Source organism: Marinactinospora rubrisoli, from assembly GCF_042664915.1.
GTDB classification, from domain to species: domain Bacteria; phylum Actinomycetota; class Actinomycetes; order Streptosporangiales; family Streptosporangiaceae; genus Marinitenerispora; species Marinitenerispora rubrisoli.
The window spans coordinates 170975-185419 of the sequence record NZ_JBHTBH010000007.1 but is presented as its reverse complement, the minus strand read 5'-3'; the positions used below and the strand labels follow the sequence as shown (position 1 = coordinate 185419).

Genomic DNA, 14445 nt, shown 5'->3' with positions numbered 1-14445 from the left:
GACGGATCCGGCCGCCGGCCTCAGCGGGTCCTCGGGCACCTCAGTCCTCGCTCCCGTCCTCATCCAGCATCACCGGCGACGCGTGGTGCGACCACAGCCGCCAGCCCTCCTCCGTGCGGATGAACAGGTTGGTGGTGACCACCTGCCCGCCGGCCACGAACCCCGGGCTGTCGTCCTCGGCCGTCAGCACGTTCTCCTCGCAGGTGACCATGGCGACGTCCCCGCTCACCCCGATGTGGGTGTCGGTCAGCACGTACTGGATGTAGGGCACATTGGCCATGACCAGCGACCACGCGCGCAGGATCTCGGCCCGCCCGCGCAGCAGCGGCCAGCCGGGGTTGACGCAGACGAGGTCGGGCGCCTGGTCCTCCTCGGCCCAGACCCGGCGCATCTGGTCGATGTCGCCGTTCTCGATGGCCTGGTAGAACTCCGCGTTGGCCTCGGCCACGCGCTCCATGATCTCCTGTCGCGACCTCACTGGCGACTCCGGCCGATCGGGTCGGCGCGCCCCTCGTCCAGCGCGGCACCGGCGCTGCCCCACGCGGCGGCGACGCGTACCGCGTCGGCGTTCGGCCGGACGTCGTGCACCCGTACGCACCACGCGCCGTGCGCCGCCGCCAGCGCGGTCAGCGCCACCGTGGCGTCGTCGCAGCCGGTGAAGTCGCGGGGCGCACCCTCGGCGTCGCTCAGCAGCCGGCCGAGGAAGCGTTTCCGGGAGCCGCCGACGAGAATCGGGCGGCCCAGCTCGTGGAACCGGTCGAGGTGGGCGAGCAGCGCCCAGTTGTGACCGAGGTCCGGGCGCTTGGCGAAGCCGAGTCCGGGATCGAGCACGATCCGGTTGGGATCCGCCCCCTCCTCGGCCATGGCCGCCATGCGTACCCGCAGCTCGTCGTGGACCTCTTGGACGACATCGGTGTATTCCGCACGTCGTTGCATGTCATGACTATGCCCACGCCAGTGCATCAACACATACGCGACACCGCTCTTTGCCACCAGCCGGGCCATGGCGGGATCGGCGAGGCCGCCGCTGACGTCGTTGACCAGCCGGGCGCCGGCCTCGACCGCGTAGTCGGCCACCTCCGCCCGCATGGTGTCGACGCTGACCACCACGCCCTGGCGGGCCAGCTCGCGCACCACGGGCCCCACCCGGCGCAGTTCCTCGTCCAGGGAGACGCGCTGCGCGCCGGGCCGGGTGGACTCGCCACCGACATCGACGATGTCCGCGCCTTCCTCGGCCATGCGCAGCCCGTGCTCGATCGCGCGCCCGGGGTCGAACCAGCGGCCACCGTCGGAGAACGAGTCCGGGGTGACGTTGACGACCCCCATCACCAGGCACCGCCCGAGATCGGGCAGTCCGGGAAGCTTCACCATCGACGTCATATTCGCCACCCTATGATTTCCGGTCCGCCACGAGCACCCCGTCCCCCAGCGTGCCCGCCGTCGCGGCGGGCCGCAACGCGCCGGCGCCCGGCCTCCGCTCGCGGAGACCGGGCGCCGGAAGGCGGTGCCGCGGTGGACCCTGTGCCGTCACCGGCCCAGGATCAGGCTCATCGCCTCGGCCCGGGTGCGATCACGGTTGCGGAAGTCGCCGCGCACCGCGGACGTCACCGTCTTGGCTCCGGGCTTGCGCACCCCGCGCATCGTCATGCACAGGTGCTCGGCCTCGATCACCACGATGACGCCGCGCGGATCCAGCAGGTCGTTGACCGCGTCGGCGATCTGCGTGGTCAGCCGCTCCTGCACCTGCGGCCGGCGGGCGAACATGTCGACCAGCCGGGCCAGCTTGGACAGGCCGGTGATCCGCCCGTCGGCGTTGGGGATGTAGCCGACGTGCGCGACCCCGTAGAAGGGCACGAGATGGTGCTCGCACATCGAGTACATCTCGATGTCCTTGACCAGGACGATCTCGTCGTGCCCGGCGTCGAACACCGTGGTCAGCACGTCCTCCGGCCGCTGGTAGAGGCCGGCGAACTGCTCCGCGTAGGCACGGGCCACCCGTGCCGGGGTGTCCCGCAGGCCGTCGCGGTCGGGATCCTCCCCGATGGCGAGGAGGATCTCCCGGACCGCCTTCTCGATCCGCAGCAGATCGACGGTTCCGGCGGCGGGTTCCGCCTCCGGAAACTCGCCGGTCACCTCGGTGGGCTCAGTCACCCTCTGTCCTCGGGTCCGGGGCTCTCCCCGGAGGACTCGGAGTCCCCGGCGGAGCCCGTGGTGTCACCCTCGGTCCGGCTCTCCGAGTCGGGCCGCCAGGCAGAGCGCCCATTGTTGCCGGTCAGCTCCTCGACGTCCTGCGGTCCGAGCAGCGCCAGCTCCTTGGGCGTCTGGACCGGCGGCTTGGTCGACGGCTGCCGTTTGCCGTACCCCTTGTACGAGCCGCGCGACGGGCGCTTCTCGATGGGCGCGAAGATCTCCAGGACCTCCTCCTTGGTGAGGGTCTCCTTGTCCAGCAGCCCCAGCACCAGGTTGTCGAGAACCTCGCGGTACTCGACCAGGACCTCCCATGCCTCATCGTGCGCGGACTCGATGAGGCGGCGGACCTCCTCGTCGATGATGGAGGCGATCTCCTCGGAGTAGTCGCGGCTGTGCGACATCTCGCGCCCGAGGAACGGCTCGGTGTTGCCGTCGCCGAACTTGCGCGCGCCCAGCCGCTCGCTCATGCCGTACTCGGTGATCATGTTGCGGGCCAGCGAGGTGGCCTTCTCGATGTCGTTGGCGGCGCCCGTGGTGGGCTCGTGGAACACGAGCTCCTCGGCGGCGCGTCCGCCCAGCATCATGGCCAGCTGGTCCATCATCTCCGAGCGCGTGGAGAGGAACTTGTCCTCCATGGGCAGGGTCATGGTGTACCCCAGCGCCCGGCCACGCGGCAGGATGGTCACCTTGTGCACGGGGTCGGCGTTCGGCAGCGCGTGCGCCACCAGAGCGTGCCCGCCCTCGTGGTAGGCGATCATCTTCTTCTCGGCGTCGGACATGACCCGGGTCTTGCGCTCGGGGCCGGCCATGACGCGGTCGATGGCCTCCTCCAGCGTGGTCATGTCGATCTGGTTGTGGCCGGCGCGGGCGGTGAGCAGCGCGGCCTCGTTGATGACGTTGGCGAGGTCGGCCCCGGTGAAGCCGGGAGTACGCCGGGCGATGACGTCCATGTCGACCTCGGGGTCGATGGGCTTGCCCTTGGCGTGCACCCGCAGGATGCCCTTACGGCCCTCCAGGTCGGGGCGGTCGACCACGATCTGGCGGTCGAAGCGGCCCGGACGCAGCAGCGCGGGGTCGAGGATGTCCGGCCGGTTGGTCGCGGCGATGAGGATCACGCCGCCCTTGACGTCGAAGCCGTCCATCTCCACGAGCATCTGGTTCAGCGTCTGCTCGCGCTCGTCGTGCCCGCCGCCGAGGCCCGCACCGCGATGCCGGCCGACGGCGTCGATCTCGTCGATGAAGATGATGGCCGGCGCGTTGGCCTTGGCCTGCTCGAAGAGGTCGCGCACCCGGGAGGCGCCGACACCCACGAACATCTCGACGAAGTCGGAGCCGGAGATGGAGTAGAAGGGCACGCCGGCCTCGCCGGCGACCGCGCGGGCCAGCAGCGTCTTACCGGTGCCGGGCGGGCCGTAGAGCAGCACGCCCTTGGGGATCTTCGCCCCCATCGACTGGAACTTGGCCGGGTTCTGCAGGAACTCCTTGATCTCCTGCAGCTCCTCGATGGCCTCGTCGGCACCCGCGACATCGGCGAAGGTGCTCTTCGGGGTGTCCTTGGTGATGAGCTTGGCCTTGGACTTGCCGAAGTTCATCACCCGCGAGCCGCCGCCCTGCATCTGGTTCATGATGAACAGGAAGATGCCGATGATGATCACCAGCGGCAGGAAGCTGAACAGCAGCGACACGAACACGCTGTCTTGGGGGACCTCGACGTCGTAGGCTTCGAGGTGGCCGTCCTGCTGCTGCTCCTGCAGCTGCTGGGCGAGCTCGTACCCCTGACCGTCGACCCAGTAGGCTTCGTAGCTGTCACCCTGGGTCGTGGTCAGCTCGATGCGCTGTTCTTTGTCGATGATCCGGGCATCGCGCACCTGGTCCTGCTGGATCAGGGCGAAGACACGCGAGGTGTCGATCTTCTGATGACCGTCACCGGAGCCCCAACCCGTGAATTGGGTAACAACAATGATCATGAGGGCGATGGCCAGAAGCCAGAGCCATGGCCCACGGTACAAACGCTTCAGATTCATCTATACGGAACCCCGCTGGGTCCGTCCCTCCTGACCAGGCGGCCTGCCCCGAGAACCACAGAGGGGCCGAACCCGGGAAGGCGGGCGGGGCGGCGCGCGGACGGCGCGCCGGCGATCGCCCGGCCAGCCGGAGGGCCTCCTATGGCCGCCGGAAGCGGGACCTATCGGACATGTGCTCCCTACAATGATGCCGGGATAACCGACGGTACACCCCAGCCGTGGCCGACCGCATTCACCCGATGGGCCACCCGCTCACGGTGCGTCCGTCATGACAGCAACGCTTGCGGATGGCCCCATTGTTCCCGTTCACGCGGACTCCGGTCCGGCGGGGCGGCGAATCGGCCCCGCATTTCCCGCCGGGGACGGGGTCCGGCGGCTCAGCTCTGGTACATGTGCGGCGCCAGCGTTCCGATGAACGGCAGGTTGCGGTACTTCTCGGCGTAGTCCAGACCGTAACCGACGATGAACTCGTTCGGCAGGTCGAAGCCCACGTACCTGACGTCCAGGTCGATGTCGAGTGCCAGGGGCTTGCGCACCAGGGTGCAGATCTCCACGGACTCCGGGCCGCGCGAGCGCAGGTTGCCGACCAGCCACGAGAGGGTCAGTCCGGAGTCGATGACGTCCTCGACGATCAGCACGTTGCGGCCGCTGATGTCGGCGTCCAGATCCTTGAGGATGCGCACCACACCGGATGACGTGGTGCCGGCGCCATAGGAGGACACCGCCATCCAGTCCATCTCACAGGGGTGGTGCAGCTCGCGCGCCAGGTCCGCCATCACCATGACCGCGCCCTTGAGGACGCCGACGAGCAGCAGGTCCTTACCGGCGTAGTCGGCGTCGATCTCGGCGGCCAGCTCCCGGGTGCGGGCCCTGATCTGCTCCTCGGTGACCAGGACCTGCTCCAGGGCGTCGGCCATGTCTTTCGCGTCCACGCTTACGTGTCCTCGCTGCTCAGCTAACGGTTGCCGGAACGTCCCCCAGGATAAGGGGATGAATCCGCACCAGGAGGGCGGCCCCGAAGCCGGGAGGCCCGGCCACCCGCCCGGCTCGGGGGCTGAGCGGGGCCAGCCCGAGCGGCTGCGGAGCGGGAAGGGCTGTCCGAGCGGCTGCGGAGCGGGACGGCCAGCCCGAGCGGCTGCGGAGCGGGACAGACCCTCCGAGCGGCTGCGGGCGGGGAGCTCACTGGCCGAGGACGATCCGCGCCCCGACCCGGCGGCCGCGCCGGCCGCCGGGCAGGTCGACGTGCGCCTGACCGCGCCAGTCGGTCACCAGGCGGTCGAGTTCGGCCACGTGGCCGGCGGTCAGTGCCCCGGCCGGGCAGCCGACGGCGAGCGCGGTCCGGCGCAGCACCCGGGTGCGCACGGCGCGCGGCAGGCCGGCGAGCACCACGGCGTCCAGCTCCCCCGGTCCGCGGCCGGCCTCGGCGGCGGCGCGATTCGCCCAGCCGTCCAGCGCGTCCGCGTCGTCGCGGAGCAGGGCTGCGGTCCGGGCGAGCGCCGCCGCGATGCCGGGACCCAGGGCGTCCTCCAGGGCGGGCAGCGCCGCGTTCCGGACGCGGGAGCGCGCGTAGGCGGGGTCGGTGTTGTGCGGGTCCTGCCAGGGACGCAACCCCATGTCCGCCGCCGCCGCGTGCACGGTCGCCCGGTCCAGGTCGAGCAGCGGGCGCAGGTAGCGCCCGCTGCCGGGGGCCATGCCCGCCAGCGAGCGGGCGCCCGAGCCGCGGGCCAGCCGGAGCAGTACGGTCTCGGCCTGGTCGTCGCGGGTATGCCCGAGCAGCACCGCGGCGGCACCGCGTTCGCCGGCCACCCGATCCAGCGCGGCATAGCGGGCGGCACGGGCGGCGCCTTCCGGCCCGCCGGCCGTGCCCACCGCCACCGCGACGGAGTCGACCGGGTCCAGGCCGAGCCCGCACAGCACCCGGACGACCTCCGCCGCCTGGTCGGCCGAGCCGGGTTGCAGTCCATGGTCGACGGTCACCCCGCCGGCACGCAGGCCGAGGCGCGGCGCGACGAAGGCGGTGGCCGCGGCCAACGCGAGCGAGTCCGCCCCGCCGCTGCACGCGACGAGCACGAGGTCGCCGGCGGCGACGCCCGCGAGCGCGCGGCGCACCGCCACCCGCACGGCGGCGACGGACGGCGCCGGACCGCTCATACGCTCCCCCTGGATGGCCATGGTCCGCTCGGCCGCGCGGTGGCTCCCCGGCGGCGCCTCTGAGGCCAACCTACGCCGTCGCGGCGCCCGGATGCGCGCCCGGCGCCGGAACGGCACCGGCCCGTTCCGTCCGCCGCCCGCTTCGGGAAGGATGGCGGCATGACAACGATGGCGATCGTCGCGTTCGTCCGGGCGCGGCTGGACGAGGACGCGGACGTCGCACGGGCCGCTTCCCACCCGGTCAGCGACGTGCATCGGCCGGCGGCCTTCCCGGAGATGGAGCCGAAGCTGCCCGGGGAGCGCTGGCAGTGGGTCGCGCCGTCCGGGTCCCCGCTTCCGCTGGAGGACCCCGGGATCTGGCGGCTGGGCACGACCGGCCTTCCTCCCGGCACGGCCCCGCAACGGGAGCGCACCCGGTACCGGGGACGCGAACGATCGGTCCGCGCCGGCGTCCCGGAGGACGGTCCACTCCATCTGCGCAGCCGCGAGGAGTACCCGCCGCGGCGCCCGGACCTGGACTGGTCCCCGCACTGGATCCTGGCCACCGGACCGGTGACGTTCGGCGCGGCCACGCACATCGCCCGGCACGCGCCCGGCCGCACACTCGCGGAGGTCGAGAGCGGCCACCGGCTGCTGGACCACGCGCTGGAGCTGCTCCGGGAGAGCGAGGACGCCGCGCTGCGGGCCGACCCCGTGATGTCGGCGATCGGCGAAAAGGGGGCTCAGTGGGCGGACCACGTGGTGCGGTGCCTGGCCGCCCCCTACGCCGACCACCCGGACTACCGCCCGGAGTGGCGGCCCTGACGCCCGCCTGAGGCACCGCGGCCCCGCGGCCCGCGGGTCACTCGGCGGGCGGCGCCTGCGGCGGCACGTCGTCAGCGTCGGCGGGCGGAAGTTCGGGGGCGCGCACGACCCGGTCGATCCACTCCTGCGGGTTGCGGATCTCCTGCATGGTGGGGAGGGTCTCGCGTGACTCCCACACACGGTTGAAGTCGGCCATGCCCACCTCGCCGACCACGGTGCGGACGAACGCCGCGCCCTCCTCGTACTGCTTCATCTTCAGGTCGAGGCCGAGCAACTGGCGGATGATCTTGTCGAGCCGGTTGCCGCCCTCGCGGCGGCGCTGGAACTTGCGGCGGATCTCCGCGACCGATGGCACGACCTCGGGGCCGACCGCGTCCATCACGTAGTCGCCGTGCCCTTCGGCGAGCGTCATGACCGCGGTGATGCGGTCGAGGATCTCGCTCTGCACCGGGCTCTGGATGGCGTCGATCAGGTTGGCCTCGCCGCCGCGGACCGCCTCGGCGACGGCTTCTCCGGCCGCGCGCAGCCGGTCGAGGAACGCCGCGGCGTCGACGTCGGAGGCGAGCAGGAACTCCCGCATCTGCTCCTGCACGTAGTCGCGCAGCCAGGTGGTGGAGGTGAACTGGGTGCGGTGCGTCTCCTCGTGCAGGCAGACCCACATGCGGAAGTCGCGGGTGTCGACGTTCAGCTCGCGCTCGGCGTGCACGATGTTGGGCGCCACCAGGGTCAGCCGGCCGGTGGGCGCGCGGCCGTCGGGGTCGGGCGGCAGGAACAGCTCGTACTGCCCGAGGACCCGGCCGGCGAGGTAGGCGAGCACCGCCCCGAGCTGGACGCCGGTGATGCGCGACCCCACGGCGGTGGTGATGGACCCGGCGGTGCTGCCCAGCCGGCCCGAGCTCATGCGGTCCAGCAGCGGCTCCAGGACCACGCGGAATCCGTCGACGTTGGCCTTGATCCACCCGGGACGGTCGACGATGACCGCGGGGCCGGCCGGCTCCAGGCTGTGCATCCCGGTGAACTCGCGGACATGGCCCTGCGCGGTGACGGACAGCTCCCGGAGCTGCGCCACCGCCTCCCGGGCCTCGGCCAGGTCCACCTGCGGACCGGGCCGCACGAGGCGGGCACCGGTATTGACGGCTACGTCCCAGTCGATCAGGCTCACGAATTCACCGTACCCGCTGGCCGGCGTCCACACCGGATCCCGCTTGGATTTCGGGGTTTCCCCAGGGTTACCCGGAGGGGGCGGCGTGCGGATCAGGGGCAGTCGCACTCCACCAGTGCGCTGGCGAAGCCGTCCAGGATGCGTCCCTCGGCGGCCGGGTCATTGGCCATGAACGCGAAGAGCAGCAGCCGGCCCTCGGCGTCGTAGGCGGTGCCGGCGAGCGTGCTCACCCCGTTGAGGGTGCCGGTCTTGGCACGGATGAGACCCGCACCCGCGGCGGAAGGCCCGCTCGCCGCGTAGCGGTCCGAGAGCGTGCCGGTGAAGCGTGCCGTGGGCAGGCCGCTCACCGCGTAGTGCAGGTCGGGGTGGGCGTCGTCGGAGGCGATCCGCAGCAGGTCCACCAGCGCCTTCGGGGTGATCCGGTTGTTGACCGAGAGCCCGCTGCCATCGTCGACCTGCACGTCGGTCACCCCCAGCCCGGAGATGACCCGCTCGACGGCCACCGAGCCGCCCTGGAAGGACATTTCCTCACCTTCGGCCTTGGCGACCTGACGGGCCAGCGCCTCGGCGATGTTGTTGTCGCTCTCCAGCATCATTCTCTCGACCAGTGCCGAGACCGGTGCGGACTCCACGCTGGCCACCGGCGTCGCGTCGGCCGCCGCGGTGGCGGGAGCGGGCGCGCCCTGCACGGTGATCCCGGCGGCGTCGAGCTGCCGCGCGAACGCCTCGGCCGCCACCCGCGGCGGGTCGCCGACCCGCTCGGTGTAGCGCTCCTCGCGATACACGCGTCCGCCGTCCATCATCAGCGCGTGCACGGGGGCGACGCTTCCCTCGGACACGTAGCCGGGCTTCCAGCCCGGCCCCATCTCGGAGCCGGTGTAAGCGGAGTCGTCGTAGCCGAGGCGCACGGACCGCACACCGGCGGCGAGCAGCTCGCCGGCGGTGGAGTCGGCCAGCTCCTCCAGGGTGGCCAGCCGGGGGTACTCGCCGGGGCGCACGACCTCGGTGAGGGTCGGGTCGCCACCGCCGACCAGGATGATCTGGTCGGGCGCGGCGCCTTGGACGACGTCGGTCGTGATGCGCGCGTCGGGGCCGAGCGCCTGCAGGGCGGCCACCGCCGTGACTCCCTTGGTGGTGGACGCCGGGACGGCCGCCTGGCCTTCGCCCTGGGCGAACAGCGTCGCGCCGGTCTCCGCGTCGACCACGTAGGCCGAGAGCCCCTCGCTGATCCCTGACGCTGACATGCGATCATCGAGCGTGTCCGCGAGCCGATGCGGATCGACCGGCTCCGCGGTCGACGCCGCCGGGGCCGGCGCCTCCTCGGCGAGAGCGACCGGATGGGCCACGGTCTCCGGAGGGCGGGACGCGATCACATCCCAGGCGACCACACCTGCCACGAGCACGAAAATGTTGAGCGAGGCCAAGGTGAGGAGAGCCCAGACTCGATCGTGCCGCACCCCCGGTACCTGCCTTCCTCTGGCATCGCGAAAACCTGAAACCGTCGTAGCGACACTAGTCGTAAGGGAAGCCGAGAATCAGCATGGAATTCGACGTAACGATCGAGATCCCCAAGGGCGAGCGCAACAAGTACGAGATGGACCACGAAACCGGCCGGATCCGTCTGGACCGGATGCTGTTCACCTCGACGAGCTATCCCGCCGACTACGGGTTCATCGAAGGCACGCTCGGCGACGACGGCGACCCGCTGGACGCGTTGGTCCTGCTCAAGCACTCTACGTTCCCGGGCTGCCTGATCCGGTGCCGCGCGATCGGCATGTTCCGGATGCGCGACGAGGCCGGGGGCGACGACAAGGTGCTGTGCGTTCCGTCGACCGACCCGCGCATGGAGCACCTGCGTGACATTCACCACGTGAACGAGTTCGAGCGCCTGGAGATCCAGCACTTCTTCACGGTCTACAAGGACCTGGAGCCCGGCAAGTCCGTCGAGGGCGCGACCTGGGTCGGCCGGCACGACGCCGAGCAGGAGATCAAGGCGTCCATCGAGCGCGCCCAGAAGCACGGAGGGCACGGCGACACGACGCACATCAAGATCGACTAGCCGACGATGCGGACCGGTGTGGAGAACACGCCCGCGCCGGTCCCGCACGGAGTGCGAGTCGCTGAGCGTCCGGAGCCGTCGATGCCCCCACCGGAGGCCATCCCGCATCGGCGGCGCAGGAAAGCGAAACGACGAACACGACCAGCAAACACCGGTGCAGCCGACGAGTGAGCGGAGCTGGCGCCGCCCAAGCCGAAGGCCCACCGCGGGGCCGGCACAGCGAACGAGAAGGCGAACACGACCAGCCGACACCAAGTGCGAGTCGCTGAGCGTCCGGAGCCGTCGATGCCCCCACCGAAGGCCATCCCGCATCGACGGCGCAGGAAAGCGAAACGACGAACACGACCAGCAAACACCGGTGCAGCCGACGAGTGAGCGGAGCTGGCGCCGCCCAAGCCGAAGGCCCACCGCGGGGCCGGCACAGCGAACGAGAAGGCGAACACGACCAGCCGACCCCCAGCAGCGACCCGACGAGCGGGACTGGTGACATCCGTCATCTCATCCGCCCGCGAATGTCACGCGCGGGCCGGTGATCCGGCACATGGAGCGGGTGACATCGCCGTCTGCCGCCGGGATCCGGCCGTCGCCATGCTGGCGGCATGACCTCCCCGCACCTTCCTGGTTCCCCCTCGTTCACCCGGCCCGCCGCACCGGAGGCCGCCCGGCGGCACCGCCCGCCGCGCGCGCCCGTACGGGTGTGGGGCGGCGCGCTGGCCGTCGGCGCGGTCGTGGGTGTGACGGCATCGCTCCTGCTGCCCATGGGCGGTTCCGGTCCCGTCGAAGTCGAGGGCGACCCCGCGCTCGCCGACGCGGTCACCGAGGCCCTGGGCGGCCGGGAAGCACAGGTCCAGGGGCTCTCGGTGACCCTCGTCGACGGCGGCACCACGTCGGCCGTGACGGCGGGCACCACCGACGGCACGGCCCCCGTCACCGCCGACACCTCGTTCGAGACCGGGTCGGTGTTCAAGGTGATCACCGCCATGACCCTGGCCGACCTCGCCGAGAACGGCGAGGTGGAACTGGACCGCACGCTCGGCGAGGTCTTCACCGACGTGGACTTCGCCACTCCGGACGTCGCCGACATCACCCTGGAGGAGCTGGCCACCCACCATTCGGGACTGGCGCGGATGCCCATGGAGGGCATGTGGGCGGCCGGGGTCTCGGGCGGCCTCACCCTGAACGACGCCTACGCCTGGCAACCGCCCGTCGCGGATTCACTCGCCGTGGCCGTGCCGGTCACCCCCGGCGAGTGGGCGTACTCCAACTTCGGCTTCGCGGTGCTCGGCGAGGCGCTGGCCCGCGAGACCGGGACCCCGTACCCCGAACTCGTGCGGGACCGGGTGCTGGACCCGCTCGGGATGTCGGACACGGTCATCATCGGCGCCGACCTCGACGGGCCGCCGCCCGGAGCCGCACTGCCGCACTGGGAGGCGGGGGCCCGCGTCGAGCCGTGGCACACCACCTCTTACGCACCGGCCGGTATCGGCACGTGGACCACGGCGGCCGACCTCACCCGCCTGGCGCGCGCGGTGATGGACGGCAGCGCGCCCGGCATGTCGGCGGTGCGGCCGACCCACGACGGCCCGGTCCCCGAGACCCGGCTGGGCCTGGCCTGGATGACCACGGAGTTCGGCGACGGCGTCGAGCTGCTGCAGCACAGTGGGGGCACCTACGGCTCCAGCGCGTTCGTGGCCGTCCAGGACGACCGGGCGGTGGTGGCGGTGTCGAACAGTTTCCAGGTGGACGCCTCGCTGATCGGCGCGCGGGTCATGGGTGCCCCGGACGTCCCGACGGTGGCCGACGGCTCGACCACCATGACGCCCGCGATGACGCTGGCGCTCACGCTTCCGCTCGTGCTGCTGCCTCCGCTGCTCGCGGTGACGCTGATGCTGCGCCGCCGCACGCTGGTCGGGCAGCGCCCGCTCGACCGCCTGCGGATCGTCTCGATGCCACTGGGCGCGCTCGCCGTGCTGCTCGTGGTGCTGCGCACCGGCGGCTGGGTGTACACGCCGATCGCCGTGTGGGGGCTGGCTCTGGGGCTGGTGGTCGCCGCGCTCGTGGTGGGGGTCTGGTACTGGCCGCGGGTCCCGGCCGTGCGCGCCCGGGTGCGCTGGATCAGGATCCCGTTCTTCGCGCTCTCCGTCGTGTGCTCCACCGGGCTGGCCGCGCTGATGCTCTGGGCGTTCTCGGTCGCCTACCTCTGAGCGGTGCCAGCCCCGTGAACGGGCGCGCTGCCCGCCGAGCGGCCGGCCTCGCCGGTCGCCGTCAGCCGTTGCGGCTGGGCAGCGTTCCCACCGTCCAGCCGCTCACGGCGCCGGGTGCCACCTCCAGGAACTCCACGACGACGAGGAGCAGCAGGAGCAGCGCGCAGACGGCCACCAGGAGGCCCGGCAGCACGTACGAGCTGGGCCGGTCCCGGGGGCGGGGCTGGGGATCCGGGAAGCCGTGCCGGTCGAACCGGTCGGCCCGCTCGGCCACGTGCGCCCGGTACCCGGCGAACCCGGGAGAGCTGACACAGCTGAGCACCCGCAGCCGCAGCGACGCCGGCGGCAGGTGCGGTTCCGGACCGTCGGCGCTGCCGGCCGCCTCGCCCACCGGCCGCGCGTCCGGCCCGTCGAGCGCCTCGACGGTCTCCCGGTGCCGCTCGCACTCTGCGCTCGCGATGGCGAACAGCCAGTCCCGCAACCGGGTCGGGTCGGTGAGCTGGTCCACATGTGAGCGCGCCACGATGAGCGTGTCCCGCACCGCGGCCTGCGCGGCGTCGGAGTCGCGGAGCGTGCGCCAGCAGCGCTGGTACAGCTCCGCGCCGTAGGCGTCGTAGAGCTGCGCACAGGAGCTGGCGGCCGGCACGCGGCTGGAGCGGAGTGCTCTGACGAGATCCCGGTCCGTCATGATCACAAAATCTACGGTTCCTCCGGGCCGGGAGTCAGCGCTTTACCCCAAAAATCCCCGCTGGCGCCTGGACGCCGCCCGCCGGATCGCCCGTGCCTGCGGGGCTGTAAGCGCCTTCCAACTCCTGGCGGACGCACACCGGCGTGTCGCGATGCGGTCTGCTGGAACCCCGGTTCCCGGCGATCCGGAACCCGGGCTTCCTGGTCGGCCGGTCCGGATGCGGGAGGAGCACCCGGCTCGCGCGATCCACGGCCGATGGCGCCGCGGCGGGCGCGGGATACCCCGCTTTTGAAGCGGGGGCGGATTGAGAGCGGCTGCAACGTGCGACCGTGGTCCGTCTCCGGAAGCCCGGCGCTCGACCCGAGGGCCACGGCGCCAACCGTCCCGGGTCAGGGAGCGCAGGTGGGCGCGGATTCCCCGACGAGCTGTCCGGTCCGGCCGTGTGGCGCCACGCGGATGCGTTCCTTGACCGTCTCCAGCTGCGGGGCGTCCCCGCGCTGCCCGGCCGTGACCACCACGGCCAGGGGCTTTTGCCCCTGCTCGCACGCCGGGTGGATCTTGGTGGTGAACCCGCCGCGGGAGCGGCCCGATGCCTGGTCGTCGGGCTCGGCCGTTTCGTGATCTCGCCCGGCCCCTTTTGCACCGCACCGGTGGCGTGCTGGTGGGCGCGCACGATGGTGGAGTCGACGGGGACCGCCCGGCAGTCCAGGGCCGCCGCGTCCGCGCGGGACTGCGGCCTGTCGAGGCTGTGGGCCCAGGCGCCGGTTGGGGTCCAGCGGCGGGACAGGTCATTGCCCGTGGCCCAGGGGCCGTAGCGTTCGGGGATGTCGCGCCAGGGCGCGCCGGTGCGGACCCTCCAGCAGACGCCGTTGACGAGGGTCCGTTCGGAGTGATCGGGTCGTCCGGTGGTGGGGGCGGGGAGCAGGGGTTCGAGCGGCGCCCATTGGGCGTCGGCGAAGTCACCGCGCCCGGGGGCCGGGGGGTCGGCACGGAGCCTCCGGCGCACAGGGTCTTCTTGGTCGTTGCCTCCTGTCCGGACGCTTCACTTATGCCCGGAGGCGACACGCGCATGGTTACCGTTCTGACGCCGATTGCCGCATTTTCAAACTGTTTCCGAACACCCGCCTTGCGAAGGGCTCTGGGCGCGCCTTGCCAGCGCATCC

General features: G+C 71.9%; 13 protein-coding genes. 3 read left to right on the top strand and 10 right to left on the bottom strand.

Annotated features, from left to right (window positions below; translation table 11 throughout):
• Positions 1 to 40: 40 nt before the first annotated feature.
• The 6 genes from ACFQRF_RS16090 to tilS form a co-directional block, all read right to left on the bottom strand.
• Entirely contained in the window at positions 41 to 478 is a 438-nt protein-coding gene (locus ACFQRF_RS16090; protein WP_379871910.1) for a nuclear transport factor 2 family protein, read from the bottom strand.
• Positions 475 to 1380 (bottom strand): dihydropteroate synthase, encoded by a 906-nt coding sequence (folP, locus tag ACFQRF_RS16085; RefSeq protein ID WP_379871909.1) that lies wholly within the window; start codon positions 1378 to 1380, stop codon positions 475 to 477. Before folP ends, ACFQRF_RS16090 begins: the two co-directional genes overlap by 4 nt.
• Positions 1381 to 1527: 147 nt before the next feature.
• A complete protein-coding gene (gene folE, locus ACFQRF_RS16080; RefSeq protein WP_379872091.1) occupies positions 1528 to 2133 on the bottom strand; it encodes a GTP cyclohydrolase I FolE in 606 nt (201 codons plus the stop codon).
• Between the two features lie 14 nt (positions 2134 to 2147).
• Complete coding sequence (gene ftsH, locus ACFQRF_RS16075; RefSeq protein ID WP_379871908.1) at positions 2148 to 4214, bottom strand: ATP-dependent zinc metalloprotease FtsH; 2067 nt, start codon at positions 4212 to 4214, stop codon at positions 2148 to 2150.
• Positions 4215 to 4591: 377 nt separating this feature from the next.
• Positions 4592 to 5146: a hypoxanthine phosphoribosyltransferase gene (gene hpt, locus ACFQRF_RS16070; protein WP_379871907.1), complete on the bottom strand. Its 555-nt coding sequence runs from the start codon at positions 5144 to 5146 to the stop codon at positions 4592 to 4594.
• Between the two features lie 247 nt (positions 5147 to 5393).
• Positions 5394 to 6365, bottom strand: a complete 972-nt coding sequence (gene tilS, locus ACFQRF_RS16065; protein ID WP_379871906.1) for a tRNA lysidine(34) synthetase TilS — start codon at positions 6363 to 6365, stop codon at positions 5394 to 5396.
• A 159-nt stretch (positions 6366 to 6524) separates the two neighbouring features.
• On the opposite strand from tilS, the gene ACFQRF_RS16060 reads away from it, so the two are divergent.
• Positions 6525 to 7169, top strand: coding sequence for a DUF6221 family protein (locus tag ACFQRF_RS16060; protein WP_379871905.1), 645 nt, complete (start codon positions 6525 to 6527; stop codon positions 7167 to 7169).
• A 37-nt stretch (positions 7170 to 7206) separates the two neighbouring features.
• Here the strand turns inward: ACFQRF_RS16060 and ACFQRF_RS16055 are convergent, their stop codons facing one another.
• Together ACFQRF_RS16055 and dacB are read right to left on the bottom strand one after the other, a co-directional pair.
• Positions 7207 to 8325 (bottom strand): zinc-dependent metalloprotease, encoded by a 1119-nt coding sequence (locus ACFQRF_RS16055; RefSeq protein ID WP_379872090.1) that lies wholly within the window; start codon positions 8323 to 8325, stop codon positions 7207 to 7209.
• Between the two features lie 98 nt (positions 8326 to 8423).
• On the bottom strand, positions 8424 to 9704 hold the full coding sequence (gene dacB / locus ACFQRF_RS16050; protein ID WP_379872089.1) for a D-alanyl-D-alanine carboxypeptidase/D-alanyl-D-alanine endopeptidase: 1281 nt from the start codon (positions 9702 to 9704) through the stop codon (positions 8424 to 8426).
• 167 nt (positions 9705 to 9871) lie between these two features.
• Here dacB and ACFQRF_RS16045 point away from each other — a divergent pair, with 167 nt between their 5' ends.
• Both ACFQRF_RS16045 and ACFQRF_RS16040 read left to right on the top strand, forming a co-directional pair.
• Positions 9872 to 10390 (top strand): inorganic diphosphatase, encoded by a 519-nt coding sequence (locus ACFQRF_RS16045; protein ID WP_379871904.1) that lies wholly within the window; start codon positions 9872 to 9874, stop codon positions 10388 to 10390.
• Positions 10391 to 10989: 599 nt separating this feature from the next.
• Positions 10990 to 12594, top strand: coding sequence for a serine hydrolase domain-containing protein (locus tag ACFQRF_RS16040; RefSeq protein ID WP_379871903.1), 1605 nt, complete (start codon positions 10990 to 10992; stop codon positions 12592 to 12594).
• 61 nt (positions 12595 to 12655) lie between these two features.
• Here ACFQRF_RS16040 and ACFQRF_RS16035 read toward each other — a convergent pair whose 3' ends face one another.
• On the bottom strand, positions 12656 to 13282 hold the full coding sequence (locus ACFQRF_RS16035) for an RNA polymerase sigma factor (RefSeq protein WP_379871902.1): 627 nt from the start codon (positions 13280 to 13282) through the stop codon (positions 12656 to 12658).
• A gap of 34 nt (positions 13283 to 13316) precedes the next feature.
• A complete protein-coding gene (locus ACFQRF_RS16030; protein WP_379871901.1) occupies positions 13317 to 14288 on the bottom strand; it encodes a transposase in 972 nt (323 codons plus the stop codon).
• Positions 14289 to 14445: the final 157 nt, after the last annotated feature.

What these genes read in the sequence shown, in the direction of transcription:
- tilS (WP_379871906.1), bottom strand. Translation starts at nt 6,365, where the DNA reads ATGAGCGGTCCGGCGCCGTCCGTCGCCGCCGTGCGGGTGGCGGTGCGC.
- ftsH (WP_379871908.1), bottom strand. Translation starts at nt 4,214, where the DNA reads ATGAATCTGAAGCGTTTGTACCGTGGGCCATGGCTCTGGCTTCTGGCC.
- folP (WP_379871909.1), bottom strand. Translation starts at nt 1,380, where the DNA reads ATGACGTCGATGGTGAAGCTTCCCGGACTGCCCGATCTCGGGCGGTGC.
- ACFQRF_RS16060 (WP_379871905.1), top strand. Translation starts at nt 6,525, where the DNA reads ATGACAACGATGGCGATCGTCGCGTTCGTCCGGGCGCGGCTGGACGAG.
- ACFQRF_RS16040 (WP_379871903.1), top strand. Translation starts at nt 10,990, where the DNA reads ATGACCTCCCCGCACCTTCCTGGTTCCCCCTCGTTCACCCGGCCCGCC.
- ACFQRF_RS16035 (WP_379871902.1), bottom strand. Translation starts at nt 13,282, where the DNA reads ATGACGGACCGGGATCTCGTCAGAGCACTCCGCTCCAGCCGCGTGCCG.
- ACFQRF_RS16045 (WP_379871904.1), top strand. Translation starts at nt 9,872, where the DNA reads ATGGAATTCGACGTAACGATCGAGATCCCCAAGGGCGAGCGCAACAAG.